Annotated in this window: 26 protein-coding genes; 14 read left to right on the top strand and 12 right to left on the bottom strand. The window is 63.2% G+C overall.

Annotated features, from left to right (window positions below):
- The 10 genes from NY023_RS00930 to NY023_RS00885 all read left to right on the top strand — a co-directional run bounded on the left by NY023_RS00930 (position 1) and on the right by NY023_RS00885 (position 11,047).
- Complete coding sequence (locus tag NY023_RS00930) at positions 1–699, top strand: ABC transporter ATP-binding protein (RefSeq protein WP_013970409.1); 699 nt, start codon at positions 1–3, stop codon at positions 697–699.
- Positions 683–1,906, top strand: coding sequence for an ABC transporter permease (locus NY023_RS00925; RefSeq protein ID WP_013970408.1), 1,224 nt, complete (start codon positions 683–685; stop codon positions 1,904–1,906). Before NY023_RS00930 ends, NY023_RS00925 begins: the two co-directional genes overlap by 17 nt.
- Positions 1,896–3,446, top strand: a complete 1,551-nt coding sequence (locus NY023_RS00920) for a formylglycine-generating enzyme family protein (RefSeq protein WP_013970407.1) — start codon at positions 1,896–1,898, stop codon at positions 3,444–3,446. The genes NY023_RS00925 and NY023_RS00920 overlap by 11 nt, the downstream gene beginning before the upstream one ends.
- A 25-nt stretch (positions 3,447–3,471) precedes the next feature.
- On the top strand, positions 3,472–4,206 hold the full coding sequence (locus tag NY023_RS00915; RefSeq protein ID WP_013970406.1) for a hypothetical protein: 735 nt from the start codon (positions 3,472–3,474) through the stop codon (positions 4,204–4,206).
- A 13-nt stretch (positions 4,207–4,219) separates the two neighbouring features.
- Entirely contained in the window at positions 4,220–4,723 is a 504-nt protein-coding gene (locus NY023_RS00910; protein WP_013970405.1) for a hypothetical protein, read from the top strand.
- Positions 4,724–4,769: 46 nt separating this feature from the next.
- Positions 4,770–6,002, top strand: coding sequence for a hypothetical protein (locus NY023_RS00905; RefSeq protein WP_013970404.1), 1,233 nt, complete (start codon positions 4,770–4,772; stop codon positions 6,000–6,002).
- Between the two features lie 8 nt (positions 6,003–6,010).
- Positions 6,011–7,276: a VWA domain-containing protein gene (locus NY023_RS00900; protein WP_013970403.1), complete on the top strand. Its 1,266-nt coding sequence runs from the start codon at positions 6,011–6,013 to the stop codon at positions 7,274–7,276.
- Positions 7,277–7,774: 498 nt separating this feature from the next.
- Positions 7,775–8,937, top strand: a protein-coding gene (locus NY023_RS00895; RefSeq protein WP_085982910.1) for an IS3 family transposase whose coding sequence is annotated in 2 segments (ribosomal slippage) — positions 7,775–8,030 and positions 8,030–8,937 — 1,164 coding nt in all. Because the reading frame shifts where the segments join, the coding sequence is not laid out codon by codon here.
- Between the two features lie 16 nt (positions 8,938–8,953).
- Positions 8,954–9,751, top strand: a complete 798-nt coding sequence (locus NY023_RS00890) for a transposase (RefSeq protein WP_316927878.1) — start codon at positions 8,954–8,956, stop codon at positions 9,749–9,751.
- An 858-nt stretch (positions 9,752–10,609) separates the two neighbouring features.
- On the top strand, positions 10,610–11,047 hold the full coding sequence (locus tag NY023_RS00885) for a CBS domain-containing protein (protein WP_013970400.1): 438 nt from the start codon (positions 10,610–10,612) through the stop codon (positions 11,045–11,047).
- A 6-nt stretch (positions 11,048–11,053) separates the two neighbouring features.
- On the opposite strand, the gene NY023_RS00880 is transcribed toward NY023_RS00885, so the two are convergent.
- The 3 genes from NY023_RS00880 to NY023_RS00870 form a co-directional block, all read right to left on the bottom strand.
- A complete protein-coding gene (locus tag NY023_RS00880; protein ID WP_024087980.1) occupies positions 11,054–11,692 on the bottom strand; it encodes a hypothetical protein in 639 nt (212 codons plus the stop codon).
- 69 nt (positions 11,693–11,761) lie between these two features.
- Positions 11,762–12,004: a DUF2789 domain-containing protein gene (locus tag NY023_RS00875; protein ID WP_013970398.1), complete on the bottom strand. Its 243-nt coding sequence runs from the start codon at positions 12,002–12,004 to the stop codon at positions 11,762–11,764.
- Positions 12,005–12,065: 61 nt separating this feature from the next.
- On the bottom strand, positions 12,066–12,524 hold the full coding sequence (locus tag NY023_RS00870; RefSeq protein ID WP_024087979.1) for an aminoacyl-tRNA deacylase: 459 nt from the start codon (positions 12,522–12,524) through the stop codon (positions 12,066–12,068).
- 99 nt (positions 12,525–12,623) lie between these two features.
- Here NY023_RS00870 and NY023_RS00865 point away from each other — a divergent pair, with 99 nt between their 5' ends.
- Together NY023_RS00865 and NY023_RS00860 are read left to right on the top strand one after the other, a co-directional pair.
- Positions 12,624–13,970 carry an NfeD family protein gene (locus NY023_RS00865; RefSeq protein WP_013970396.1) on the top strand — a complete coding sequence of 449 codons (1,347 nt, stop codon included), beginning with the start codon at positions 12,624–12,626 and terminating at the stop codon, positions 13,968–13,970.
- Between the two features lie 2 nt (positions 13,971–13,972).
- A complete protein-coding gene (locus NY023_RS00860) occupies positions 13,973–14,725 on the top strand; it encodes a slipin family protein (RefSeq protein ID WP_024087978.1) in 753 nt (250 codons plus the stop codon).
- 110 nt (positions 14,726–14,835) lie between these two features.
- Here the strand turns inward: NY023_RS00860 and NY023_RS00855 are convergent, their stop codons facing one another.
- Both NY023_RS00855 and abc-f read right to left on the bottom strand, forming a co-directional pair.
- Complete coding sequence (locus NY023_RS00855; protein ID WP_024087977.1) at positions 14,836–15,468, bottom strand: LysE family transporter; 633 nt, start codon at positions 15,466–15,468, stop codon at positions 14,836–14,838.
- Between the two features lie 134 nt (positions 15,469–15,602).
- Positions 15,603–17,513 carry a ribosomal protection-like ABC-F family protein gene (abc-f, locus tag NY023_RS00850; protein WP_024087976.1) on the bottom strand — a complete coding sequence of 637 codons (1,911 nt, stop codon included), beginning with the start codon at positions 17,511–17,513 and terminating at the stop codon, positions 15,603–15,605.
- A 50-nt stretch (positions 17,514–17,563) separates the two neighbouring features.
- Between abc-f and NY023_RS00845 the strand changes: the two genes are divergently transcribed.
- Complete coding sequence (locus tag NY023_RS00845; protein ID WP_013970392.1) at positions 17,564–18,046, top strand: TIGR02444 family protein; 483 nt, start codon at positions 17,564–17,566, stop codon at positions 18,044–18,046.
- Here NY023_RS00845 and NY023_RS00840 read toward each other — a convergent pair.
- Positions 18,022–19,041 (bottom strand): AlgP family protein, encoded by a 1,020-nt coding sequence (locus NY023_RS00840; protein ID WP_013970391.1) that lies wholly within the window; start codon positions 19,039–19,041, stop codon positions 18,022–18,024. The genes NY023_RS00845 and NY023_RS00840 overlap by 25 nt on opposite strands.
- 378 nt (positions 19,042–19,419) lie before the next feature.
- Between NY023_RS00840 and NY023_RS00835 the strand changes: the two genes are divergently transcribed.
- Positions 19,420–20,058, top strand: coding sequence for an FKBP-type peptidyl-prolyl cis-trans isomerase (locus NY023_RS00835; RefSeq protein WP_013970389.1), 639 nt, complete (start codon positions 19,420–19,422; stop codon positions 20,056–20,058).
- 9 nt (positions 20,059–20,067) lie between these two features.
- Here the strand turns inward: NY023_RS00835 and NY023_RS00830 are convergent, their stop codons facing one another.
- The 6 genes from NY023_RS00830 to hemC form a co-directional block, all read right to left on the bottom strand.
- Positions 20,068–20,538 carry an Rsd/AlgQ family anti-sigma factor gene (locus tag NY023_RS00830; RefSeq protein WP_013970388.1) on the bottom strand — a complete coding sequence of 157 codons (471 nt, stop codon included), beginning with the start codon at positions 20,536–20,538 and terminating at the stop codon, positions 20,068–20,070.
- 231 nt (positions 20,539–20,769) lie between these two features.
- Positions 20,770–21,276, bottom strand: coding sequence for a disulfide bond formation protein B (locus NY023_RS00825; protein ID WP_013970387.1), 507 nt, complete (start codon positions 21,274–21,276; stop codon positions 20,770–20,772).
- 222 nt (positions 21,277–21,498) lie between these two features.
- Positions 21,499–22,737 (bottom strand): heme biosynthesis protein HemY, encoded by a 1,239-nt coding sequence (locus tag NY023_RS00820; RefSeq protein WP_013970386.1) that lies wholly within the window; start codon positions 22,735–22,737, stop codon positions 21,499–21,501.
- The gene (locus NY023_RS00815) at positions 22,734–23,834 is read right to left on the bottom strand and encodes a uroporphyrinogen-III C-methyltransferase (protein ID WP_024087972.1); all 1,101 of its coding nucleotides are present in this window, start codon (positions 23,832–23,834) and stop codon (positions 22,734–22,736) included. The genes NY023_RS00820 and NY023_RS00815 overlap by 4 nt, the downstream gene beginning before the upstream one ends.
- Before the next feature lie 45 nt (positions 23,835–23,879).
- Entirely contained in the window at positions 23,880–24,647 is a 768-nt protein-coding gene (locus NY023_RS00810) for a uroporphyrinogen-III synthase (protein ID WP_013970384.1), read from the bottom strand.
- Complete coding sequence (hemC, locus tag NY023_RS00805) at positions 24,644–25,585, bottom strand: hydroxymethylbilane synthase (protein WP_013970383.1); 942 nt, start codon at positions 25,583–25,585, stop codon at positions 24,644–24,646. The genes NY023_RS00810 and hemC overlap by 4 nt, the downstream gene beginning before the upstream one ends.
- Positions 25,586–25,777 lie beyond the last annotated feature (192 nt).

Genomic DNA, 25,777 nt, shown 5'->3' with positions numbered 1-25,777 from the left:
ATGCTCGAGATCAAGGGATTACGGGTTGTTCGAGGCGAAGGATCGCAGGCTCACCGGATACGGCTGGACGCGCTGTGCCTGCAGGCCGGCGAGATTCGCGCCATTACCGGCGAAAGCGGCTGCGGCAAGAGCACCCTGCTGGAAGCCATCGGCCTGCTGCTCAAGCCTGAACAACTGACGCATTACCGGCTTGGCCCGCAACGCCAGGATGTGGCCAGCCTGCTGGCCACCGACCAGCAGCCGGCGCTGGCGGCATTGCGCTCACGCGAACTTGGCTTCGTGCTGCAGAACGGTGGGCTGCTGCCCTTCCTCAGTGTGCGTGACAACATTCTGCTGCCGCGCCGCCTGCTCGGCCTGGCACCTGCCAGCGCAGCGGTGGACAAGGCCGTCGAAGCACTGCGCCTGGCACCGCTGCTGAGCAAGCTGCCCCAGGCGCTGTCCATTGGCGAGCGCCAGCGGGTGGCCTGCGTGCGCGCCATCGCCCACGAGCCAAAGGTGCTGTTGGCCGACGAGCCAACCGCCGCACTGGACCCACACAACGCCGAGCGGCTGTTCGAGCTGCTGCTGAATCTGGTGGCCGAGCTGGGGCTGAGTGCCTTGGTCGTGTCACACGACTGGGCGCTGGTCGAACGCTTCGGCCTGCCACGGCTGGGCGCCATCAACGGTCAAGGGGAAACACGCTTTGAACCCGTGGCATAAACGCCTGCTGCTACTGGTCAGGTTGTCCCTGGCCGACCTGTGGCACGACCGCAACGTTTCCCTGTGCATGGCGGCCTCGCTGGTGGCCGTCATCGCGCCCCTGCTGCTGCTGTTCGGCCTCAAGCACGGAGTGGTCAGCCAGTTGCAGCAGGAACTGCTCAGCGACCCGCGCAACCTCGAAGTCAAGATGCTCAGCAGTGGGCACTACGACCAGGCTTGGTTGCAGCGCCTGCAGGCACGCCCGGAGGTAGGCTTCGCCATTGGCCAGACCCGCTCCCTGAACACCCAGGCCGACCTGCTCGGGGCACATGGCCGCTTTGCCGACAATGTCGAAGTCATTCCTACCCGAGCCGGCGACCCGTTGCTGGCGACAGACCTGAGCGAGCTGGCGCCCAACCAGCTGATCCTCAGCGAACGGGCCGCCGAGCGCCTTGACGCCAAGGTTGGGGACACCCTGCGCTTGCGCGTCGCCCGGCGCCTGAACGAGGTCAACGAGCGTGGCGAGCGTGCCCTGCAGGTACGCGCCATCGTCGGTTCGGTGCGCTTCGCCCGGCCGGCTGCTTTCGTCAGCCCCGAGCTGCTGATGGAGCTGGAGCACTACCGCGATGGCTACCTGGTCACCAGCCTGGGGGCCAGCAGCGGCCAGGCCCTGGACGCCTTGAAAGTCGGTTACGCCCGGGCGCGGGTCTATGCGCGAGACATCGACAGCGTGGCGCCGCTGGAGCACTGGCTCAATGAACAGCGTATCGAGACCACCAGCCGCTTGGCAGAGATCGACAACGTCAAAGCGATCAACCACGTGCTGGGGCTTATTTTCGGCGTTATTGCCGGGGCCGCACTGATTGGCTGCATCGCCTCGCTGGTCGGCGCCTTCCTGGCCAACATCGACCGCAAGCGCCGCCACCTGGCAGTGCTGCGCCTGCTGGGCTTCAGCAGTGCCGCAGTGTCCGCCTACGTGGTACTGCAAGCGCTGGTGCTGAGCCTGGCAGGCTACCTGGGCGGGCTTGGCAGCTACTACCTGGGCAGCCTGCTGTTCGACCGGCTACTGGTCAGCAGCCAGGCAACCGGCGCCTTCATCTGTCACATCACCGTCTGGCATGGCCTGGTCGCCCTGCTGCTGGCCTTCCTGGTCGCCGGCCTGGTCGCCCTGATCGGCGCCTTGCGTGCCATACGGATACAACCTGCGGAGAGCCTGCGTGAACTCTAAAGCCTATAGCCGCCTGCTTCTGGCGCCACTCGGTCTCGGCTTCGCCCTACAGGCAGCAGCGGCAAGCTGGGACGAGAAGTACTACAACCCGATGCCTGATGCCGACGACGTGGTGCTGCCCATGCCCTGCGACGGAGCCATGGTGTTTCGCAAGGTGATGATCCCGGTGGCCGGGCCGCTGGACGACTACCCGATCAACATCGGCCAGGACAGCGCCGAATGGGGCTATGTCGAGCAGACCCGACCCGCCTTCATTGCCGGTAGCTTCACCAGCGCCAAAGGCGAGAAGTCGCGCTATTACCTGCTGGCCAAGTACGAGATGAGCCAGTTGCAATACAAGGCGTTGATGGACGAGACCTGCCCGACCGCCGCCAACAAGCAACGCCTGCCGATTGTGTCGGTTTCCTGGCTGGATGCCCTGCAGGCCGCCGACAAGTACAACCGCTGGTTGCGCGCCAATGCGCCAGACAAGCTGCCCCGCGAAGATGGCGCCCAGGGGTTCCTGCGCTTGCCGACCGAGGTGGAATGGGAGTTCGCCGCGCGCGGTGGCTTGCAAGTCAGCACAGCCGAATTCCGCGATGGCCGCTACCCCATGCCCGAAGGCCTGAATGCCTACGAATGGTTCGCCGGTGCCCAGTCCGCCAACGGCCAGTTGCAGCTGAGCGGCCTGCTCAAGCCGAACCCGCTGGGCCTGCACGACATGCTCGGCAATGCCAGCGAGATGATGTTCGAGCCGTTCCGCCTGAACAAGCTCGACCGCCAGCATGGCCAGGCTGGCGGCTACGTGGTGCGTGGTGGCAACTACCTGACCAGTGAGGGCGACCTGCGCACCTCGCTGCGCCAGGAAGAGCCGTATTACAACGCCGAAGGCGCCGTGGCCAAGAAAACCAACGGCCTGCGCCTGGCCATGGTTTCACCCACCCTGACTTCGCGGGACCGGGTAAAGAGCATCGAGAAAAGCTGGAGCAACCTGGGTAGCGATCAACCGGCCACCGAGAGCAAACAGAAAGGCACCGTCAAGGCGCTGGAAGAGCTTGCCTCCAACGTCGAAGACGAAGCCCTCAAGACCCAGCTGAAAACGGTCGAAAACCAATTGCGCGCCAGCAACCAGCAACAGCAGGAAGCCCGCGACCAGGCAATCCGCGCCAGTCTCAACCTGGGTGCCTTCCTGTGTACCAAGATGCTCGACGATGGCCAGTACCTGGACTTCCTGCAGAAAAATTACGCCAGCAACTGCAAGGCCGGCGAAGAGGACCCGACCTGTGGCGTGCGCAAGGTCAAGCTCGAAGAGCAAGAGCAACGCTTGCACAAACTCAGCCGTTACTACGCCAGCTCCCTTGTGGAGTCCGGCTCGCTGTACGGCAAAGACTTGATCGAAGCCCAGGTCCCGGTGCTGGACGGCTCGTTCAAGGCCAACAAGAACCTCAAGGAACTGTCGCCGTACCTGCAAACCCACTGGGCCAACCAGGTGTCGTTCCTGAAGACCCAGAAAATTGACGCCACCGCTTGGCTGAACAAGTGCAAGACCGTCGCACACTGACTCAAGGACATCCAGGAGCTGCAACATGAACACCACCCCATCCAGCCGTATCAACCCTTGGCTCAGCTTGCTGATGGCCGCGTGCCTGGCCTTCACCGGATGCGCCAGCACCGGCAGTTCGCTGACCGGTGGCGGCGGCACCGCCGACCCGCGCCTGACTACTGGCAATGATGCGAAGTTCTTCAGCACTTCGGGCTTCCAGGCCTGCGCCCTTGCCGCTGGCGGCGGTATCCTTGCCTGCATGCTGTCCAACTCGGGTAACAAGGCGGCTTGCTCGATCATCGCCGGTGTCGCGGCATGCGGCGTGGCAATGGGCGCCAACTACTACCTGGACCAGCGTCGGGCCAAGTATGCCGATACCACTGAACGCCTGAACGCGATGACCACCGAAGTACAGGGTGAAACCGCCAAGGTGGCGGAGCGTACCAACACCCTGCAACGCGTCATCAATGACGACAAAGAACAGATTGCCAGCATCCAGAACAGCATCAAGGCCAAGACCATAGACATGGCCAAGGCCCAGCAGGACATCGCCAACATCGACCAGAACATCAGCTTGATGCGCAAAGACCTGAACAACATGAAAACCCGCGTTACCGAGTACCAGCAGGTGGCCAAGCTCGAACGAGACGGCGGCGCCAGCCCAGCCGAGGTGCAGAAGGTGGAAGCCGAAATCGCCAAGATGAACACCAAGGTCGCGTCGCTGCAGCAAGAGGTCGACGGCCTCTACAACCAGCGTTCGGCTATCACCTTGGGCTGAGGGAGAGCACGCCATGTTCCTGCGTAACTGCCTGTGCCTGGCCCTGCTGGCCAGCCTTGCGGGGTGTGCGACCACTGCTTCGCAGTGCAATGCCTCTGACAGCGACACCAGCCTGATTGGCAAACTCAACTGTGACTATGGCGGAGGCTATGCCGAAGGCGTACGCAACAGCGAGCAGAGCCTGCTGAGTGCCCAAGAGCAGAACCGCCAGTTCAACGAGGTCTACGCACAGTTGAGCGCGCTGCAGGCCTCGACCCGCCAGGACCTGCAAAGCCAGCAGCGCCAGCAGGCCAGCCTGGAGAAATCGTTGAATGGCCTGCTGAGTACCCTCAAGGCCCGCCATGGCAACAAGAGCGATGTGCAAAAGCAGATCGCCGCCCTGGAGCAGCAGCTCAAGGCCAACCAGGCTGCGCCCTCGCAAAACGCCAGCAGCGCCCAGATCGAAGCTCGCAAGCAGAAACTCAAGGACCTGCAACAGCAGGTCAGCCGCCTTCAGCTAAGCCTGGGTTACGAGTAAAACCTTTTCGGCAGCTTCGGCTGCCGAATCTTTTCAGGATATCCACATGCAGCGGGTTACCCGCGACACCAGCCCGGCCAAGGACGACCTGCGGGCACTCGAAGAGGCTATGGCGATCATCGTCAGGCACTTTCCCCCAAGTATTGCCCACCTGTTTGCCACACCACGCACTGGCAAGGACGGCCTGCGCGAATGGTGGTCGGACCTGCAAGGTCAACCGCACCGTTACCACGACCTGGGCGCCGAGCAGCAGGCAGCCTTGCTGCGCCTGTACGACGAACGCCAGGAAGCAGTACGCCAACTGGTAGGCAAGCTGGAAGGGCTGGGCCAGGCCAACGAGGCGGCCCTGTTACGCAAGCTGATCGGCCCTGCCAACCTGGACAACCTGTACAGCGTCAACGGGCAACCACTGGTCGTACGCTGGGTCGAGCCGGCACCAGTCAAGCCCGCGCCGGTGCCCGTACCGCCACCTGCGCCGGTGGCCCGCCGGCGCTGGATATGGCTGCCGTGGTTTCTGCTGCCGCTGCTTGGCCTGCTGTTGCTGGCCCTGGCCTGGTGGTTCGGCTGGCCGCACCTGCAGCACTGGCTGGCCAGCCGCGACACAACGCCGTTCGCCTGCGTGAAGGACACGCGGATACAGCCGCCGGAATTTTCCGTGGTGCTCGATACCTCGGGCTCGATGCTGCTCAACGTCGCCGCTACCCCGGAAGACGAAAAATGGTTCTTCCAGCACATCAATGATGATCCGAACATCGATCAGCAACGTGTTGCGCAACTTACCCAGGCCCCCATACGCATGGACGTGGCCAAGAGCAGCCTGACCCACCTGATCAACGACCTGCACCCGGCGGTCGACATGCGTGTGGTGACTTTCGATGGCTGCCGTGCGCCGCTGGACCATGGCGTGTTCAAGCTTGCCCAGCGCCCGGCCCTGATCGAAGGTATCCAGGCACTGGTACCCAACGATGGCACCGCCCTGGCAGCCAGCCTGGACATGACGGCCAGAACCATGAACGGCCGCGACCGCGACGGCATGATTCTGATGTTCATCGACGGCGCGGACGGTTGTGAGCAGGACGTTTGTGCCGTGGCGCAACGAATTGCCCGCGAGCAGCCACGCCTGCGCGTCAACCTGATCAACATCAGCAACAGCAACCTGGCCAGCTGCGTCGCCGAGAACACGGGTGGCCGAATCTATTCCGCCAACGACGCCGAGCAGATAGCCGCAGCCCTCAAGGATGCCAGCCAGGAAGTCTCCAGCACGGCTGATTGCGACTAGGAAGAACCATGCAAAGGGTAAACCGCGACACCGATGCCAGCCAGGATGCTGCCAACGCCCTCGAACAGAGGGTGGCCCTGATTCGCCAGCATTTTCCACCGGGTATCGCCAACCTGTATGCAATACCCAGGCAGGGCCGCGACGGCATACTGGAATGGTGGTCCGAGCTGGAGGGGCAACCACATCTGTATGCCACGCTCGGACGAGAACAGCAGGCAGCCCTGCTGAAACGCTACGAAGAGCGCCAGGCTGCTGTCGGGCAGTTGGCAGACGAGCTGCAAAAGCGCGGCCAGGCACCTGCCGCAGAGGCGTTGCGCACACTGGTCGGGCCACCGGATCTGGCCAACCTGTACAGCATCAACGGGGAACCTCTGGTGATTCGCTGGGGGCAGCCGACACCTGTCGCGCCACCGCCAAAGCTAGCGTCGGCCAAGCCAAAGCCCGCGCCAACGCCAAAACCCGTGGAAACGCGCACCACAGTGATGGTCGAACGCCGCCCCCTGCGCCTGTGGCCCTGGTTGCTGTTTGGCCTGCTGTTGCTACTGCTCTACTGGCTATATAGCAGTTGGCCGGCACTGTACCAGCGCTGGCAAAGCTACCCGCAGACTGCAATCTGTACGCCAGGCGGTGCCTTCCAGGCGTCGGAGTTTGCAGTGGTGCTGGACACCTCCGGTTCCATGGACCAGCGCATCAGGGTGAAAAAGGAGGATGACCCTTGGTATATCGCCTTGCTGGCCCGCATTCCCTACGTCGATGAGCTGCTGGCCAACAACCAGCCACAACGGCTCACCCGCATGGATGTGGCCAAAAGCTCGCTGACCTCGGTGATTGGCGACCTGGACAAGGATGTGGACATGCGCCTGGTCACCTTCGATGGTTGCCGCAGCCCGGTCGATCACGGTGTCTTCGGGCAAGGCCAGCGCGCCGACCTCATCAAGCGTGTAGCCGACCTGAATGCACGGGGCGGGACAGGCCTGGGCATCAGCCTGCAAGCGGCAGCCAGCAAGATGAACGGGCGCGACCGGGATGGGGTGATCGTGATGTTCGTGGATGGCCGGGACAGTTGCGGCACCAGCGTGTGCAACGTGTCGGAACAAATAGCCAGAAGCCAGCCACGACTGCGGATCAATGTGGTCAACATCAGCGCCAGCACCGGCTCGAACTGCGCAGCCAGCAACACCGGCGGGCGGGTGTACACCGCCAATGATGCCGCCGCCGTTGCCGCAGCGCTCAAGGAAGCGAGCCAAGAGGTGGCGGCGAGCGGTTGCCTGTAGACACGGGCTTGCCCGCGAAGCATCCAGCGCGGTGCATGGCACCGGCTGTGCCGGTGTTCGCGGCTAAAGCCGCTTGTGTCTTCAAGGTCTCTTAAACTCGAAAGGGTGAGAGCAGTGGATGGCAGACTGAAAGCCAGGTGTGCTCTAAAGCACGAGTGGGAGCCTAGTCGCCATCCACCTCCCACTCTGACCTAAGCCCGAACAGTTGAATGAGTGGCGAACTCGCAGTCACAAGCTAGGGCTAAGTCAGAGTGCTCTCACTTCTTGAGTGTAAGAGGGCTTGGCGATGATTTCCTACTTCGTTGGTCTCGACGTTTCGAAAGCGACTCTGGATGTGGGCTTTCTTCCTGAAAGTATTCCCCAGTTCCAGGTCAGGAATGACTCTGAGGGCTTTGCGCAACTGATCGCATGCCTGAACGAGCTTGAGGTCGAACTGTAGTGGTCTACTAACCCCGGACACCTTTTTAGGCGAAAATGGTCGCCACACAGAGGTGTTCGATGAGCAGACAACGACGTACTTTCACCCCCGAATTCAAGCGCGAGGCAGCCGGCCTGGTGCTCGACCAGGGCTATAGCCTTACTGAAGCCGCCCGGTCGCTCGACTTGGTTGAATCGGCGCTGCGCCGCTGGGTGAATCAACTCCAGTCAGAACGTGGCGGTGCTACGCCAACGAGCAAGGCGCTGACCCCCGAGCAGCAGAAGATCCAAGAGTTGGAAGCTCGGATCAACCGGCTGGAACGGGAGAAATCGATTTTAAAAAAGGCTACCGCGCTCTTGATGGCCGAGGAACACGAGCGCTCGCGTTGATTGATCAGCTCCGCCGCGAGGAGCCTGTCGAATTACTCTGCTCGGTGTTTGAAGTCACTCGCTCGTGTTACTACGCGCATTGCCATAAACGGCGATCTCCGGACGTTGCGCGACTGGCACTGCGCGTTCGGGTTAACGAGCTATTTACACAGAGCCGTAGTGCCGCAGGTAGTCGAACCATCATGTGCATGATGCGCCAAGAAGGCATTCAGATCGGCCGCTTCAAGGTGCGCAAGTTGATGCGCGAAATGAAGCTGATCAGTAAGCAACCGGGTTCACATGCCTACAAGAAGGCCACAGTAGAGCGCCCTGACATCCCGAACGTGCTGGAGCGCGCATTCGATGTTACGGCACCGAATCAAGTATGGTGCGGCGACATCACGTATGTGTGGGCTCAAGGCCAGTGGCACTATGTGGCGGCAGTTATCGACCTTTTTGCACGTCGCATGGTGGGCTGGGCGTTTTCACCCAAACCGGACAGCGAATTGGTCATCAAGGCGCTGGACATGGCGTACGAGCACCGCGGGCGGCCGCAGAATGTACTGTTTCACAGTGATCAGGGCAGCCAGTATGGCAGCCGAGCTTTTCGTCAGCGGTTGTGGCGTTACCGCTTCAAGCAAAGCATGAGCCGCAGAGGTAATTGCCTGGACAATGCGCCTATGGAGCGTTTGTTCCGCAGCCTGAAAACGGAGTGGGTGCCAAGTGTGGGCTACATGAGTGCTGCGCAGGCACAGCAGGACATCGGCAGGTTTCTGATGCAACGCTACAACTGGGAGCGACCGCATCAGTTCAACGGTGGGTTACCTCCGGCGATTGCCGAGGAAAAACTTAATCCGGTGTCCGGGATTAGTTGACCACTACAAACGGGTCTTGCTGGAAGCCACCGGTGGCTATGAACGGGCCGTATTCAAAGCCTTGCGACTGGAGGGTTTGAACGTCGTCAGGGTCAACCCCAGGCGCTGTCGGGACTATGCGAGTGCCATGGGCAAAATTGCCAAGACTGACAAGATCGACGCCCAGATGCTGGCGCGGTTTGCCAGGGACTTCGAGGACTTGCCGCAGATAGAGCCTAATCAAGATCGGGATGAACTGGGAGAGCTCATCAAACTCCGTGGCAATCTTGTCCAGCATCGGGATGATGACAAGCGTCGGATGAAACAAACCACTTCAGCTACGGCCATTACCGTTTATACCGAGCATGTCGCTTACCTGAATGATCAGATTAAGGCCTTGGACAAGGCGATTGAGCGTGCCTCGAACGTGCTGGATCGCACGACAGCCATGCGGCTAAGGTCTGTGAAAGGGATTGGCGTCATCAGTTGTGGCACCTTCATGGCCTACCTACCTGAGCTGGGAAGCGTGACGGGGCGCGAAATTGCAGCCTTGGCTGGGTTAGCGCCGTACAACAAAGACAGCGGCAAGAAGAGTGGCCCGAGGAAGATCGAAGGCGGGCGTTACAGAGTCCGCAAGGCGGCCTACATGTCGATCTGGTCAATGATCCAGCATGTCCCAGAAGTTAGAACCCGCTATGAAGCCCTGATAGCCCGAGGCAAGCGCGCAAAAGTTGCCGCAGTGGCGTGCATGCGCGTGTTGCTGGTGCGCCTGAACGCAATGCTGCGTGACGGAACGGAGTGGAAAGAGCTCAAGCCTCAGGTACCCGCACCCTGATCACGAACGAGGATCGATTTTCTACAAATGCGGGCTTCGCCAGCGACACCGCTACGCGGTATCGAGCGAAGCCCTGCCCGAATGGCACGCTTGAAAATAAATTTCTAAAGACAGTTGCTCCCACAGGGATAGCGTGCGCCCAAAGCCTGCACAGTACCTGTGGGAGCTCGCCCGCGAAGAATCCAGCGCGGTGCATGGCACCGGCTGCGCCGGTGTTCGCGGGCATGCCCGCTCCCACAGGGATGGCGTGCGCCCGAAACCTGCACAGCACCTGTGGGAGCGGGCTCGCCCGCGAAGAATCCAGCGCGGTGCATGGCACCGGCTGCGCCGGTGTTCGCGGCTAAAGCCGCTCCCATAGGGATAGCGTGAGCCCAAAGCCTGCACAGAACCTGTGGGAGCGGGAGGGCCCGCGAAGAATCCAGCGTGGTGCATGGCACCGGCTGCGCCGGTGTTCGCGGCTAAAGCCGCTCCCACAGGGATAGCGTGAGCCCAAAGCCTGCACAGAACCTGTGGGAGCGGGCGGGCCCGCGAAGAATCCAGCGCGGTGCATGGCACCGGCTGCGCCGGTGATCGCGGCTAAAGCCGCTCCCACAGGGATGGCGCGAGCCCAAAGCCTGCACAGAACCTGTGGGAGCGGGTTCACCCGCGAAGAATCCAGCGCGGTGCATGGCACCGGCTGTGCCGGTGTTCGCGGCTAAAGCCGCTCCCACAGGGATAGCGTGCGCCCGAACCCGGCACGGCAACCACCGATGACGTTTTTCAATCGACTCCATGCCGTTTCCTGCATTGCCGTGCAGAGCGCCGTGCCGGATGCTTTATTTACTCAGAGAATCGCTTTTTCCACCCGCAGAGGCCCGTATGAAGAACGTCGAACAAATCCTCAAGACCAAGTCCCAGCACCAGACCGTGTACACCATCGGCCCGGATGACTCGGTACTCGACGCCCTGAAACTGCTGGCGGAGAAAAACGTCGGTGCGCTGCCCGTGGTCGAGGGCAACCAGGTGGTGGGTATCGTCAGTGAACGGGACTATGCGCGCAAACTGGTACTCAAGGGCCGCTCTTCCGCCGCTACCCCGGTGCGCGAAATCATGAGTGCCCCGGTGGTCACCGTGGAGCCGAAGCAGAACCTCGAGTACTGCATGAACCTGATGACCAACCGCCACCTGCGCCACCTGCCGGTGGTCAACAACGGCGAGCTGCTCGGCCTGCTGTCGATCGGCGACCTGGTCAAGGAAACCATTGCCGAACAAGCCAGCCTGATCCTGCAACTGGAGCAATACATCCGCGGCGAATGAAGCGCCTCAATGGTAGGCGCGCTCCAGCTCGTCCAGCTGATGGTCGAAGCTGCGCAGGCGCGCCGACCAGGTATACACCAGCACTTCCAGGTCACGGTTGAGCACGGCGGTATTGCCATGGCCGCTGCTGCTTGGCTCGCCCAGATCCAGCTGGTAGCGTTCGCGGGCCATGGCTTGGGCCACGCTGGACAGGTCGCGGGCATTGGCCAGCCAGTGATGATGGTGGTCATGAACTTCACGGTCGAGCAACCGGCACTGGCGCTTCAGGGCATCCAGGCTCTGCTCCAGCGGCGTGCCCCTGAGCTCACCCATGACCTCTTCGAAGGTACGCCCCGAATGCCAGTAGCTGCCCCAGAAATAGCGGTCGAACACCGTCTCGACGCGGCGCAGCGCGACCTTGGTGTTCCAGATGGCCAGCAACGTTCGCCCCTGCACCACTTCGCGCTTGTTCAGGTGCAGTTGCTGCCAGGCGATCCAGGCCAGCGCCACCAGCGCAACCGCCACAGTGACAGCCGCGGCTGCATACAGGAAATGCACCGCCTGAGTCATCTGTTGCGTGTGCCTGATGCCGTAGAAGTAACTGGCCGTCAGGGTGCCCAGGATCGTCACGGAGCACCAGAAACCTGGTGCGTAGGGATCTTTCATCGCGCTATCCCCTTATTGTTTTCCTGAGCATAGCAACGGCCAATCACTCGTCAGGTGCCGCTCGGCGCTTTATTTTCGAGGGCGGCGCAATGCTTCGTTGAGTTGATCGAACGGCACCGCCCAATCGGCATCTTCAATGATGCTGTCCTTGAGGAAACTACGCTGGGCATCGGTCCAGAACGGCGCATCCACCAGCTTGATGTCGTTCTTCAATGGCGAGTGGCTGGCGATGAACTGATCGATGCTCACCGCATCGTCAGCCAGCCCCAGTTGTTTGAACAAGTCTGCAAAGGGATGGATCGGCGCTTCCATGGTTCCTCCTGAGAGCCAGGCAAGCCGTCCACGACGCCCGCCTGGCATTGGTTTGAAAACATCAGCAAAGCTCGCGCACTTCGGCGTGCGGCACCAGTTTCATGTACTGCTCCATGCTCATGTGGATCAGGTGATCGTGATCACCCGCCTCAAGGTAGACATCACCTTGGCGGGTAAGGCTCGGGTCGAGCAGCATTTTTATCTGGTAGGCATCGCCAAGCGCTGGCACGGCGCCGCGCTCGCAGTCGCCGAACAGGCTCGGCAGGCCGCTTTCACGGGTCAGTTGCCAGGCGCCGGACATACGCACCTTGCTCATGTCCAGATGCCGGTTGGCCGGTAGCACGGCCATGATGTAGTTGCCATGACGGTCATCGAGCATCACCGACTTGGCGACCCGCTCGGCGGGCACGCCGGCCGTGCGGGCCGACTCCAGGCTGGTGGCCGAATGTGGATGGGGAATGATGTCGTAATCGCAGTTGGCCTTGTCCAGGCGATCCTGCAGGGTCTTTGCCATACGCATGATGCACCTCCGGTTTCGCCCCCCAATCTCCAATTTTAGGCCTGCCATCGGCAGGCAGGGCTAAACTTGTGCAAATAGAGGCGAACGAGGTGACGACAGGTGCTCACCCGCTGCTGGCGCTGGCTATTGCTGCTGTTGCTGCTTGGCATCACGCCAGGCGGCCAGGCAGCGCCCGGCGCGGTGTGGGTGCTGGGCATCGATGACGCCATCGGCCCGGCCAGCGCCGACTACCTGGTGCGCAGTCTCGGCCAGGCCCAGGAGCAGGGGGCGCAGCTGGTGGTTATCCGCATGGACACCCCGGGCGGGCTGGACAGTGCCATGCGCCAGATGATCAAGGCGATTCTCGCCAGCCCCGTGCCGGTTGCCACCTACGTCGCCCCCAGCGGGGCCCGCGCCGCCAGCGCCGGCACCTATATCCTTTACGCCAGCCATGTCGCGGCCATGGCGCCGGGGACCAACCTGGGCGCCGCCACGCCCGTGCAGATCGGCGGCCCGCCAGGCGCGGCCAAGGACGACAAGGCCAAAGACAGCGATGAAGACACCCTTGCGCGCAAACAGGTCAACGATGCTGCGGCCTACATCCGTGGCCTGGCGCAACTGCGCGGACGCAATGCCGACTGGGCCGAGAAAGCCGTGCGCGAAGCGGTCAGCCTGTCAGCCAGCGAGGCCTTGCAGCTGAACGTGATAGACCACGTGGCCGATGACCTGCCCGACCTGTTGCGCAAGCTCGATGGCAAGACGCTCGATGTCGCCGGTCAACCCCGCCAGTTGCAGACCGCCAATGCCAGCCTGGTCGAGCATCTGCCGGACTGGCGCACACGGGTGCTAGCGGTGATCACCAACCCCAGCGTGGCGCTGATCCTGATCATGATCGGCGTGTACGGCCTGCTGTTCGAATTCATGAACCCCGGCTCGACGGTGGGTGGCGTGGTCGGCGGCATCTGCCTGCTGCTGGCGCTGTATGCCCTGCAACTGTTACCGGTGAGTTTCGCCGGTGTGGCGCTGATTCTGCTCGGCATCGCCTTCATGATCGCCGAAGCCTTCGTGCCCAGCTTCGGCGTGATCGGTTTTGGCGGCATCGTCGCCTTCGTGATCGGCGCGGTGATCCTGATCGACACAGATGCCCCCGGTTTCGGTATCCCACTGGCCTTGATCGGCACCCTGGCGCTGCTTTCGGCGCTATTGATCGGAGGGGTGCTGGGCATGGCCCTCAAGGCCCGCAGCCGGGCGCTGGTCAGCGGTGACGCCGGCCTGGTCGGCAGCCTGGTCACTGTCACCCAGGTAATGGCAGGCAACCCGTTCTGTGGCGTTGTGCTGGCCCAGGGCGAGCAATGGCAGGTGCAGTGCGCAACGCCGCTGCAGGCTGGCCAGAACGTGCGGGTGACCGCGCGCCATGGCGTCATGCTGGAAGTGACCGCCGCTGCGCCCGCGGCGCAAGGAGAATGACCATGTTCATGCAATTTGGTTTTGGCGCCGTGCTGCTGGTGCTGGCGATGCTGTTACTGTCGGCGTTCCGCATCCTGCGCGAATACGAACGCGCCGTGGTGTTCCAGCTGGGGCGCTTCTGGCAGGTGAAGGGGCCGGGGCTGATCCTGTTGATCCCGGTGATCCAGCAAATGGTGCGGGTCGACCTGCGCACCGTGGTGCTGGATGTGCCGCCGCAGGATGTGATCACCCGCGACAATGTCTCGGTCAAGGTCAATGCCGTGGTGTACTTCCGCGTGCTCGACCCGCAGAAAGCGATCATCCAGGTCGAGGATTTCCTCGTGGCGACCAGCCAGCTGGCCCAGACCACGCTGCGCGCGGTGCTCGGCAAGCACGAACTGGATGAGCTGCTGGCCGAACGCGAGCAGTTGAACTCGGACATCCGCCAGGTGCTGGATGCGCAGACCGATGCCTGGGGCATCAAGGTGGCCAATGTCGAGATCAAGCACGTCGACCTCAACGAATCGATGGTACGCGCCATTGCCCGCCAGGCCGAGGCCGAGCGCGAACGGCGGGCCAAGGTGATCCATGCCGAGGGTGAGTTGCAGGCGTCGGAGAAGCTGATGCAGGCAGCGCAGATGCTGAGCAAGGAGCCGGGGGCGATGCAGTTGCGCTATATGCAGACGCTGGGGGCGATTGCCGGGGACAAGAGCTCGACCATCGTCTTTCCGCTGCCGGTGGACTTGCTCAAGGGGTTGGTGGACAAGCAGAAGTAGCGTTGGCCCATTCGCGGGCTCGCCCGCTCCCACAGGTACTGCGCCGGTCTCAGGGGCGGCACATCACCTGTGGGAGCGGGCAAGCCCGCGAATGGCCGAGATGCGGTCTATCAGATTGGCGCCCGGCGCAAGGTAGCCAGGAACGTGGCCGCGCCGATGAACAGCCCGGCAAAGGTCCGGTTCAAACGCTTCTGCTGCTTGGGCGTACGCAGCAAACGCAATACCCGCGCAGCCAAGCCTGTGTACCCCGCCATCACCAGCATGTCGACAGTGATCATGGTCACGGTGATCGCCACGTACTGCGGCAACAGTGGGGCATGCGGGTTGATGAACTGCGGCAGCACCGCCAGCATGAACACCAACGCCTTGGGGTTGCTGACGTTGACCAGGAAGCCACGGAGCACCAGGCTCAGCGGTTTGCCAATCGGACGCACGCCGGATTCATCGGTCATGTCCATCGGCAGGGCGCGCCACTGCTTGTAGGCCAGGTAGACGAGATAGGCGACGCCGAACCACTTGATGACCTGGAAGGCCGTGGCCGAGGCGGCCAGGATGGCACCGACGCCAGCGGCGATGATGGCGATCTGCACGATCAGGCCCAGTTGCAGGCCCAGGGCGTTCCAGTAACCACGCCAGAAGCCGTATTGCAGGCCGCTGGACATCGAGGCGATCGCCCCGGCGCCGGGTGAAAGACTGATCACCCAACAGGCGGCAAAGAAGCCCAACCACACTTCCATCGACATCACACACCTCGCTCGACATATGTTGCAAAACGTTAAGCTAAGGTGTTGGTGAAAAAATAACCAGTGTTTTTTTGGCGCTTTGAATTGGTTGTGTTGGGGAGAATGTCCTCCCCCAACACCATCTCAACCCTTGCTCACGACAACGCCTCAAGCTCGGCCTGCATGCTTTCGAGGGTTTCCAGCGCTTCCATCCAGGCTTCTTCCAGCTCACCTTCGCGCTGCTTGAGTTTGCTCTGGCGCGCCAGCAGGTCACGCAGTTCGTCCTTGCGCGCCGCGTCATAGAGGCCACCGTCACCCAGCGCGGTTTCGATCTCGGCCAATTGCGCGTGCACCTGGTTGAGCTCGGTTTCCAGCTTGTCGGCGGCCTTCTTGTGCGGTGCCAACTGCTGGCGCAAGGCTGCGGCCGCCTGGCGCTGGGCCTTCTTGTCGGTCTTGTCCGGGTTGACCGGAGCACTGCTGGCCGGCGCGCTGCGCTGGCGGTACTCGACCAGCCAGCGGCTGTAATCGTCGAGGTCGCCATCGAAGGTATCGACCTTGCCGTCGGCCACCAACAGGAAGTCGTCGGTAGTGCTCTTGAGCAGGTGACGGTCGTGAGACACTACCACCACGGCTCCGGCAAATTCCTGCAACGCCATGGTCAGCGCCAGGCGCATTTCCAGGTCGAGGTGGTTGGTCGGTTCGTCGAGCAGCAGCAGGTTCGGCCGCTCCCAGGCAATCAGCGCCAGCGCCAGGCGAGCCTTTTCGCCACCGGAGAAGTTCACCACCGGCTCGTCGCAGCGAGCGCCATGGAAATCGAAGCCGCCAAGGAAGTCGCGCAGGGTCTGCTCGCGTTCGGTGGGGGCAATGCGCTGCAGGTGCAGCAGCGGGCTGGCCTTGTCGTCCAGCGAGTCCAGCTGGTGCTGGGCAAAGTAGCCTACGGCTAGGTTCTCGCCACGCACCAGGCGGCCCGACAGCGGCTCCAGTTCACCGGCGAGGTTCTTGATCAGGGTCGACTTGCCGGCACCGTTGGGACCGAGCAGGCCAATACGCGCACCTGGGGTGAGCTGCAGCTTGACCTTGTCGAGGATGGCCTTGTCGCCATACCCCAGGCGGCCTTCGGACATGTTCAGCAATGGGCTGGAGATTTTCTGCGACTCGCGGAAGACGAAGTCGAACGGCGAATCGACATGCGCCGCCGACAATTCTTCCATGCGCTCCAGGGCCTTGATCCGGCTCTGCGCCTGGCGGGCCTTGGTGGCCTGGGCCTTGAAGCGGGCGATGTACTTTTCCATGTGCGCGCGCTGGGCCTGTTGCTTCTCGTAGGCCTGTTGCTGCTGCGCCAGGCGCTCGGCACGGGTGCGCTCGAAGGCGGTGTAGCCGCCCTTGTACAGGTTCAGCTTGCGCTGCTCGACGTGCAGCACATGGTCGACCACGGCATCGAGGAAGTCACGGTCGTGGGAAATCAGCAACAACGTGCCGGGGTAGCCCTTGAGCCAGTCCTCCAGCCACAGGATCGCATCCAGGTCCAAGTGGTTGGTGGGCTCGTCGAGCAGCAGCAGGTCGGACGGGCACATCAGTGCCTGGGCCAGGTTCAGGCGCATCCGCCAGCCACCGGAGAAGTCGCCGACGCGGCGGTCCATCTGCTCGTTGGTGAAGCCCAGGCCGGCCAGCAACTTGCGCGCACGGGCGTCAGCGGTGTAGCCGTCGGCGCTTTCCAGCTCACTGTGCAGGCGCGCCAGGGCGGTGCCGTCGTGAGCCTGCTCGGCCGCGGCCAGTTCGGCCTGGACCTTGCGCAGGCGCGCGTCGCCATCGAGCACATAGTCCACGGCCAGGCGGTCGAGGGTGTCGACCTCCTGGCGCATGTGGGCGATGCGCCAGTCACCGGGCAGCTGGCAATCGCCGGCATCGGGCGACAGCTCACCGCGCAGCAAGGCGAACAGGCTGGATTTTCCGGCGCCGTTGGCGCCGATCAGGCCGGCCTTGTGACCGGCGTGCAGGGTCATCTCGGCGCCTTCTAGCAAGCGCTGCGGACCACGCTGTAAAGTGAGGTTGGATAGTCTGATCATGATGGTCGCGGAGTCTACCAGCTTCCTCGACCCATAGCGCGAGTGGAACCATGAACACCGACCTGTGGAATCACGCCCTGGCCCTGTATGCCAGGCCTGGTGTGGAAGCGGCCTGCCTGGACCTGCAGGCGCAAGGTGGCGACGTCTGCCTGCTGCTGTGCGCAACCTGGCTGCAGGCGCGTGAGGTGGCGGTACTGGACGAGCGCGCACAGGCGTTGCGAGACGTTGCCGAGCCCTGGCAGCGAGACGTGGTCAGCCCGTTACGCAGCCTGCGCCAACAGTGGCGCTCGGCAGCGCAGGGGGATGCGCAGCTGGCGGCGTTGCGTGAACAGCTGAAGGGGTTGGAACTGCAGGCCGAGAGGGCCTTGCTGGAACGCTTGCAGGAGCGTTCGCGACAGTGGCCCGCAGGCTCCCATGAGCCCACGGACGACTGGCTGGCCCGACTGGCGCCGGACCCGGCCCGACACCACGACGCACTGAATCAGTTGCGCGTCGCGGCGGCAGCGCTTCAGGACGCCGAAGAAGACGCCTGAGCCGGGGTGCTGGCGGGTGCCGATGGTGCTACCGGGGTGGCCGGGGTGGCCGAGTTGGTCGCAGCGGCCGGGGTGCTGGCAGCAGGTGTAGCCGGTTTGGCTTCGGCTGGCTTGCTGACTGCAGGCTTGGCAGCTGGTTTTCTGGTCGCACGTGCTGGCGCCTTGGCGGCAGCTGGTTTCGCAGCAGCGGTTTTGGCTGGGGCTTTGGCAGCTGGCTTGGCTGCAGGTTTCGCAGCAGCAGTGGCTTTGGCAGCTGGCTTGGCTGCAGGTTTCGCAGCAGCGGTAGCTTTAGCTGCTGGCTTGGCTGCGGGTTTCGCAGCAGCGGTAGCTTTGGCTGCTGGTTTGGCTGCAGGTTTCGCAGCAGCGGTAGCTCTGGCTGCTGGCTTGGCTGCAGGTTTCGCAGCAGCGGTAGCTCTAGCAGCTGGCTTGGCCGCAGGTTTTGCAGCTGCGGTGGCTTTGGCAGCTGGCTTGACTGCAGGTTTTGCAGCAGCGGTAGCTCTGGCAGCTGGCTTGGCCGCAGGTTTTGCAGCTGCGGTGGCTTTGGCAGCTGGCTTGGCAGCAAGTCTGGCAGCAGCCGGCTTGGTGGTTTTGGCCGCACGCAGATCAAGGGCCTTGACGGCAGCTTCGCGAACCTTGCCTACACCCTGGGCCAGCTTGAGGCTGTCCTGGGCATCACGCTTGAGTTGTTGAATATAAGCGCGCGTCTGGGTTTGACGTTCCTTGAGGGAATCGAGCAGTTCTTCAAGTTCGCCGATGGCTTTTTGCGCCTTGGTTTGCGCCTTGGCTTTACCGGCCTTGGCTGCGTCTTGCAGTTTCAGGCGACCGTTGTGCAGTTTTTCCTGAGCCTTGCCACGCTGCTTTTCCAACTTGGCCAACAGTTTTTCCGCATCAGCCAGCGCTTGCGAGCAGGCCTCTTCCAAGTGTTCGAGCAGGCTGCTCGAAAGTTGCTGGAGCAGGTGTAACGGCGTACTTACTGGCTTCTTCTTGGCCGACATGGTTTACCTCCTGGCTGACGAGATTGCGGCTCATACTATGCTTCTGCTGCTACCGCCGCTAGGGCATGTTGACAGTAATATTTACGCCGCGTTGCATGCCTGGGCAAAGTTGTTATCTTGCAGCTCCGTGCAAGTGTAGTTGCTGAATAAATCATTGCTGATATTTGGCAGCTATCTGTCTTGCAGCGCGCCCTGCAGGAACGGCCTTGTGTCGCGATAGGGGCGCGAAGCGCCCCCAGGGTTTGTGCATCACGCTGATACTGCCGGGGCCGCTCTGCGGCCCATCGCGACACAAGGCCGCTCCTACAGGGACCGCGAGCACACAATAGAAAACTGAACACTGGCATACTTCCACGCTCATTGGCGCAGGAACCAACCATGCCTCGATATCTTGTCTTAGGTTTATGCCTGCTGGCGCCCATCGCCCTGGCCGACAGCGACGAACACGACCTCGCCTACAGCCTTGGCGCCAGCCTCGGTGAGCGCCTGCGCCAGGACATGCCAGGCCTGCAACTGGATGCGCTGGTCGAAGGCTTGCGCCAGTCCTACCAGGGGCAACCGCTAAAGCTCGACAAAGCCCGCATGCAGGCCGTGCTGCAGCAACACGACGCCCAGGACGGCGACGCTGCCACGCAGAAGCTGCAGGCTGCCGAAACACGCTTCATGGCCAACGAACGCGGGCGTTATGGTATGCACGAACTACCGCAAGGCGTGCTCTACAGCGAACTGCAGGCAGGTACCGGTGCGCAACCGAAAGCCGGCGGCAAGGTGCAGGTACGCTATGTGGGCATGCTGCCGGATGGCTCGGTATTCGACCAGAACCAGACACCGCAGTGGTTCAGCCTGGATTCGGTGATTGAAGGTTGGCAAGTGGCCTTGCCGCAAATGCACGCCGGCGCCAAATGGCGCCTGGTGATTCCGTCAGCACAAGCCTATGGCGCCGAGGGCGCGGGTGACCTGATCGCACCCTATACACCCTTGGTGTTCGAGATCGAACTGCTGGCGGTTGGCGACTGACGCCAACCCTCAGGCTTCGACTGCGCCCTCTTCCTTGTGTGCGTTATGCAACACCTCGATCAGGCAGTCTTCAAGTTCGAAGCGCTCATGCAGCAGGGCACCCAACTTGGTCAGCTTCTCGGCGAAGCGTTCGGTGTCCTTGCACTCGCCCTTGGCGCAATGGTCATTGAAGGCCAGTGCGATCTGAGTGCTTTCATCAATACGCGGATTGATCTGCGTGGCCAACTCCAGGCCTCGCGTGTCACCAAATGCCTTGGCTTCACTGACCAATTGTTCGCTGACCTCGAAATGCCACGCCGAAACGTAGTCGACAAGGAGCGCGCAAAAGTCCCCGTTGGTGTCCTTGTCGGCGAAGGCCGGCTTCACATCGCGCAGCGCGCGGAAAGCCTGCACCAGTTCCTGGCGCTCCTTCAGCCAACGGTCGATCAGATCGTGAACCCCACCCCAGCGTTCCTGGGCGTTCTGACAACTATCGAGCATGGCGATCTCTTCCCTTCTGGGTAGATGCCGCTGCACCTCGCACCACGACCGCGCGGCACAAAGGTGACATCAGCAGGACGGCATCGAGCAGTTGTGTTTTCGGTATGCGTGCTGGGAGATTATTCCCGCGCGTGCTGACCATCAAGGTACGCAGCGGACAAAGTTCATACAAGTGTTTAATACCCCGTTACATCGCCATTGGTCGCGCTAATGGCCAAGCCTTGCGTCAGGTCAAGGTATTGCCAGGGTGCGGAAACGATACGCCAGCAGATAACTCAAGGGCAGCGCCGCCAATAGCAGGAAGGCCAGCAGGCTCCATTCAGGTAGCGTCAGGTCGAGAAAGCTCCAGGTCAGCGAGTTGCAATCCGGGCCGCCGAGCAAAAGTTGCCGCGCGGCCTCGCCCCAGGATTGCTCGAGCACACGCCAGATCGGCATCGGGCATACATGGCTAGCACCCTCGGCCCCCTGCAACCAGACATGCCGCGCCGCCAACGATGCCCCGGCCAGCGAGCAGCCCAGCATCGCCCTTCCGTAACGGCGTATGCCCAGCGTTCCTGGAGCCTGCACCACTGCCGCCAGGCACAGCGAGGCGTACACGCCAAGCAGCAGCCGCTGGCTGAAACACAATGGGCACGGCACCAGCCCCAGGACGTTTTCCAGGTGGAAGGACGCGACCAATACCGCCAGTGCGGCCAGGCAGGCAGGAAGAAAAAAGGTGCGCAAACGGGCCGGCAGCATGGGCGGTGAAGGTCCCGGAGGTGATGAAGTGGCTTGAAACGGTAGAGGAAAAACGCAGGATGTTTCAAGGCGCGACAGCAATGACAAGTCGCTGAATCGCGAAGGAAATTTCCAACCACGCAGTAGGAAGCGTCTGAAGAAATGGACTGCAGATGTAACTTACATCGATAGATAAGTCACCCGCCCCCTGGGCCCGCACCTTCGCGCGGGCCCAGGGGTAGGTCAGGCGCGTACGCCTTCTGGCAAAGGCAGGGCCAGCAGGCGCTCGTCCAGCAGACCGAGGCCCTCCTGGAACAGCTGGTTGCTGCGTTCGGTCTCGCCAAGGCCGGCGAGCAGGCGAGCCAGCTCGGCACAGGCCTCGGGGTTGCGTTCCATGCGCAGGCTGCTTTCCAGGTAGTCACGCGCCTTGCCCCACAGGCGGTTCTGCAGGCTCAGGCGGCCCAGGGTCAGCAGCAGGCTGGCGTCTTGCGGGTGGTCCTTGAGCCAACCTTCGGCGGCCTGCAACTGGCGCGCCGGGTCATCGCCACGCACCAGGCCGTACAGGCGCGCCAGGTGGCTTTCGTAGCCTCGCTTGAGGGCCGTGCGCAGTACCTGCTCGGCTTCGCTCTGGGCGCCCACCTGGCGCAACTGCTCGGCATAGGCCAGCACCAGTTGAGGCTCCTGGCGCTGGGCTGCGGTCAATTGCTGCCAGGCGCGCTCCAGGGCCTGACGCGCGGTTTGTGCGTCCTCGCCACGGGCCGTGGCCAGGCTCAGGTTCTGGCCCCAGGCACGTTGCTCCAGGGCGGCCAGCTCGGCAGCCGGCAGCACCTTGCCCTTGCGCAGGTCTGGCAGCAGACGGATCAGCGCCGACCAGTCACCGCGCTCCAGATGCACACGCTGCAACAGGCGCAGCACCTGGCTGCTGTGCGGGTGGCGCTCGTGCATGGCCAGCAGGGTTTCCAGGGCCCCATCGCTTTCGCCGCGGTCCATCTGCAACTGGGCATGGGTCAGGGCAATGGCCAGCTCCGCTTGCGGCTGGCGCTCCAGGGCACGCTCCAGCAGGTTGTCGCTGTCTTCAATACGGCCTTGCTCGTTGGCGGCACGCGCGGCACCGAGGTAGTACAGCAGCGGCTGGCGCTCAGCCTCGGCGGCACGATGCAGGTGGCGCTGGGCACTGGCCCAGCGGCCCTCGGCGAGGTCCAACTGGCCCTGCTCGATGGCCACGCGAATACGCCGGCTGCGGTTACGCCGCGACCACGGGTTGACCACACCGCTGGAGGTCAGCATCAGGCCGACCAGATAGCGCAACAGCCACAGCAGCACGACGATCGCCAGCAACCCGGCCAGGGCCGCCCACAGCCCCGACTGGTAGCGGAAGCCGCCATAGGAGATCAGCACGTAGCCACTGTGCTTGGCGACAGCGATACCCAACGCCGCGGCGATCACGATCGCCAGCACGGCCAGCAGGTAGACACGCTTCATGGCTTGCCCCCTTCAGCCTCGGCCGGCAGGTGACGGCGCTGGATGTAGGCCTGCACTGCTGCCAGGCTTTCGCTCAGGTCGGGGGTGACCACCGACACCGGCTGCTCGGCCAGGGCATTGAGGCTGTCTAGCATGGCCTTGCTTTGCGGGTTGTCGGCGTTGAAGTTGGCCAACAGCACACTGCGGGCATCGTCCAGCGCCTGGGTATAGACCTTGGCCTCGCCATTGAGCGCCGCCCACTGCGCCTGCTCGATGGTCAGGCTCAGGGCCAGACGCAGCTGGTTCAGTTGCTGCCCGGCGAGCAACGGGCGTACGTTGTCATCGGCGTTGAAGTCGATCTGGAAGTACTTGGAGATCTCCGCCCACCACTGCGACAGGCGGCTAGCGCCATCGCCGTCGGCGGTCAGCGCACCAAGGGCATCGGCGTTGCTGTCGAATTCGGGTGACTGGGCGCTTAGCTGCTGCACCAGCTCACGTTGCGCGGCCAGTTGCAGGAACAGGCCGGTACGGTCCGGTTGCTGGGTGCTGCTGAGGGTCGCCAGGCTGCGCGCCAGTTGCTCGCGGGCAGCGAAGGCCCCCGGGTCGCTCTGTTCGCGCAGGATTTCGTCGGCACCTTCGACCAGGGCCTTGGCACTGGTGATGTCCTGCAAGGCCGACAGGCGCAGGGTGGCCAGGCGCAGCAGGTGCTCGGCTTCGGCCAGGCGCCACTCCTTGCGGCTTTCGCCGAGCACGGTTTCCAGACGCTGGCTGAGGCGTTGCTGGTCGCCTTGCAGCTGCGCCACCAGGCGGCGGCGGTCTTCCAGCTCGCTGGCAGCCGGCAGGCTGGCCAGTTGCGCGCTGATCTGCTGTTCGCGCTGCTGCAGGGCCTCGGCGCGCTGGTTCAACGCCTCGATGTGCTGGCCCTGGTTGAACTCGTTGCCTTGCAGTTGACGCACCTGCCAGACACCCCAGCCACCTACTGCCACCCCGGCCGCGCCCAACAGCAGGGCCAGCGCTGCCAGGCCACTGCCGGAGCGCTTGGCAGGTGGGGCGGTGACGGGATCCACCGGCGCCTGTGCCGACGGTTGATCGTTGTTGGACAAGACAGTCTCGCTCACGTATCCATCCTTTGCATGGGGGCGCATCGCGTTCAGCTTAGCGCCTTAAGAGGCAGGTGCAGCGCTGCGCTGCACGGCTGCCAGCAAGGCCGCGGCACTGGCGCCACGGCAATCCAAAACCTGTTGGGCCCCGGCGGCCCGGGCCTGATCGGCGACCCGCGGGCTGGGCACGAACAGCGGCAGACGCGCCACCAGGGGCCAATCGGCACCAGCCATCTGCTGCAAATGTTCGAACCCCTGCCCACTGCTGACCACCAGGCCATTGAGGCGTTCCGCTTCGATGCGGCGCATCAGGGTGCCCGCCGGGTAAGCCGGCAGACAGCGTCGATACAGTTCCAGATAATCGACACTAGCACCTTGCTCTGCAAGACGCTCTGCCAGCAGTTCGCGACCTCCGACGCCACGCACGATCAAGATACGCGGCGCAGGCACGGCAACCGCCTGCCGCAGGGCCGGCAGCGCCAGCAAAGCTTCGCTGTCATCGCCACGCGGCGGGAAGCTCACCACCAGGCCCGCGCCCTGCAGCACCGCTGCAGTGGCCTCGCCAACGGTGAACCAGCCTTGCCGTGGCGGCTGCAAGCTGGCCTGGGCAAGGTGTTCAAGCAACAACCTGGCAGCTGGCTTGCTGACCACGATGATCGCCTGGAAGCCAGGCAGGCCCTTCAGCAATGGGCGTTGCCGATCGCCCAAGGCGACGGGCTCTATCGCCAGCAGCGGCAGGCAACTGCTGCCCACCCCTGCCGCCGCCAGGCTTTGCGCCAATGCCGCGCAGTCCTCGGCAGGCCGGGTCAGCAGCAGGCGCCATTGGCTCACGGGTGGCCGGCCTCGCCGTAGACTTCCTTGAGAATGGCCTCGGCGCCCTGGCCAAGCAGGTCCTCGGCCACCTGTACACCCAAGGTCTCCGCTGCCGCGCGGGGGGCGCGCGCATCGGCCAGCAACAGGGTACCGCCGCTGGGCTGGCCGACCAGGCCGCGCAGCCACAGCTGGTCACCTTCAAGTACCGCGTAGCAGGCAATCGGCACCTGGCAGCCGCCATTCAGACGCTTGTTCAGGGCGCGTTCGGCCACCACCCGGTCGGCGGTGTCGGCATGGTGCAGCGGCGCCAGCAGTGCGTGGATCTGTTGATCGGCGCTGCGGCACTCGATGCCCACCGCACCCTGGCCGCCAGCCGGCAGGCTGTCATCGACGCTGATGGTGGAGGTGATGCGGTCTTCGAAGCCCAGGCGGATCAGGCCGGCGGCGGCCAGGATGATGGCGTCGTACTCACCGGCATCCAGCTTGGCCAGGCGGGTGTTGACATTGCCACGCAGGAAGCGGATTTGCAGGTCAGGGCGGCGCGCCAGCAGCTGGGCCTGGCGGCGCAGGCTGGAGGTGCCGACGATACTGCCGGCCGGCAGCGCGTCGAGGCTGGCGAAGCGGTTGGACACGAAGGCATCGCGCGGGTCTTCGCGTTCGCAGATACAGTACAAGCCCAGGCCCTCGGGGAAGTCCATGGGCACGTCCTTCATCGAGTGCACGGCGATGTCGGCTTCATTGTCCAGCAGGGCGGTTTCCAGTTCCTTGACGAACAGGCCCTTGCCGCCGATTTTCGCCAGCGGCGCGTCGAGCAGCTTGTCGCCACGGCTGACCATGGGCACCAGGGTCACCAGCAAACCGGGGTGCGCCTGCTCGAGGCGGGCTTTGACGTATTCGGCCTGCCACAGGGCCAAGGCACTTTTACGGGTGGCAATGCGGATTTCGCGAGTGGACATGGAACGCCCCGATCCAGAGAAATGCCGCCGATGATAACAGCATCGCCGGTATCGCTTGCAGATGTGGATCAGGATCCTGTGCTTGCCTGTACCGGCCTAATCGCCGGCAAGCCAGCTCCCACAGGAACCCTGCACGGTTCAAGGTAGGCGCTGTACCTGTGGGAGCTGGCTTGCCAGCGATTGGGCCGATAC

The organism is Pseudomonas sp. NBB, from assembly GCF_032701105.1.
In the GTDB taxonomy this organism is placed as follows: domain Bacteria; phylum Pseudomonadota; class Gammaproteobacteria; order Pseudomonadales; family Pseudomonadaceae; genus Aquipseudomonas; species Aquipseudomonas asiatica.
Note: the sequence above shows the minus strand (reverse complement) of the source record. Positions and strands in the feature narration are given on the sequence as shown.

Bases quoted from the DNA above. Each gene is read 5' to 3' on its own strand.
- NY023_RS00930 (WP_013970409.1), top strand. From the start codon at position 1: ATGCTCGAGATCAAGGGATTACGGGTTGTTCGAGGCGAAGGATCGCAG.
- NY023_RS00915 (WP_013970406.1), top strand. From the start codon at position 3,472: ATGAACACCACCCCATCCAGCCGTATCAACCCTTGGCTCAGCTTGCTG.
- NY023_RS00910 (WP_013970405.1), top strand. From the start codon at position 4,220: ATGTTCCTGCGTAACTGCCTGTGCCTGGCCCTGCTGGCCAGCCTTGCG.
- NY023_RS00905 (WP_013970404.1), top strand. From the start codon at position 4,770: ATGCAGCGGGTTACCCGCGACACCAGCCCGGCCAAGGACGACCTGCGG.
- NY023_RS00900 (WP_013970403.1), top strand. From the start codon at position 6,011: ATGCAAAGGGTAAACCGCGACACCGATGCCAGCCAGGATGCTGCCAAC.
- NY023_RS00885 (WP_013970400.1), top strand. From the start codon at position 10,610: ATGAAGAACGTCGAACAAATCCTCAAGACCAAGTCCCAGCACCAGACC.
- NY023_RS00880 (WP_024087980.1), bottom strand. From the start codon at position 11,692: ATGAAAGATCCCTACGCACCAGGTTTCTGGTGCTCCGTGACGATCCTG.
- NY023_RS00875 (WP_013970398.1), bottom strand. From the start codon at position 12,004: ATGGAAGCGCCGATCCATCCCTTTGCAGACTTGTTCAAACAACTGGGG.
- NY023_RS00870 (WP_024087979.1), bottom strand. From the start codon at position 12,524: ATGCGTATGGCAAAGACCCTGCAGGATCGCCTGGACAAGGCCAACTGC.
- NY023_RS00860 (WP_024087978.1), top strand. From the start codon at position 13,973: ATGTTCATGCAATTTGGTTTTGGCGCCGTGCTGCTGGTGCTGGCGATG.
- NY023_RS00855 (WP_024087977.1), bottom strand. From the start codon at position 15,468: ATGTCGATGGAAGTGTGGTTGGGCTTCTTTGCCGCCTGTTGGGTGATC.
- abc-f (WP_024087976.1), bottom strand. From the start codon at position 17,513: ATGATCAGACTATCCAACCTCACTTTACAGCGTGGTCCGCAGCGCTTG.
- NY023_RS00845 (WP_013970392.1), top strand. From the start codon at position 17,564: ATGAACACCGACCTGTGGAATCACGCCCTGGCCCTGTATGCCAGGCCT.
- NY023_RS00840 (WP_013970391.1), bottom strand. From the start codon at position 19,041: ATGTCGGCCAAGAAGAAGCCAGTAAGTACGCCGTTACACCTGCTCCAG.
- NY023_RS00835 (WP_013970389.1), top strand. From the start codon at position 19,420: ATGCCTCGATATCTTGTCTTAGGTTTATGCCTGCTGGCGCCCATCGCC.
- NY023_RS00830 (WP_013970388.1), bottom strand. From the start codon at position 20,538: ATGCTCGATAGTTGTCAGAACGCCCAGGAACGCTGGGGTGGGGTTCAC.
- NY023_RS00825 (WP_013970387.1), bottom strand. From the start codon at position 21,276: ATGCTGCCGGCCCGTTTGCGCACCTTTTTTCTTCCTGCCTGCCTGGCC.
- NY023_RS00820 (WP_013970386.1), bottom strand. From the start codon at position 22,737: ATGAAGCGTGTCTACCTGCTGGCCGTGCTGGCGATCGTGATCGCCGCG.
- hemC (WP_013970383.1), bottom strand. From the start codon at position 25,585: ATGTCCACTCGCGAAATCCGCATTGCCACCCGTAAAAGTGCCTTGGCC.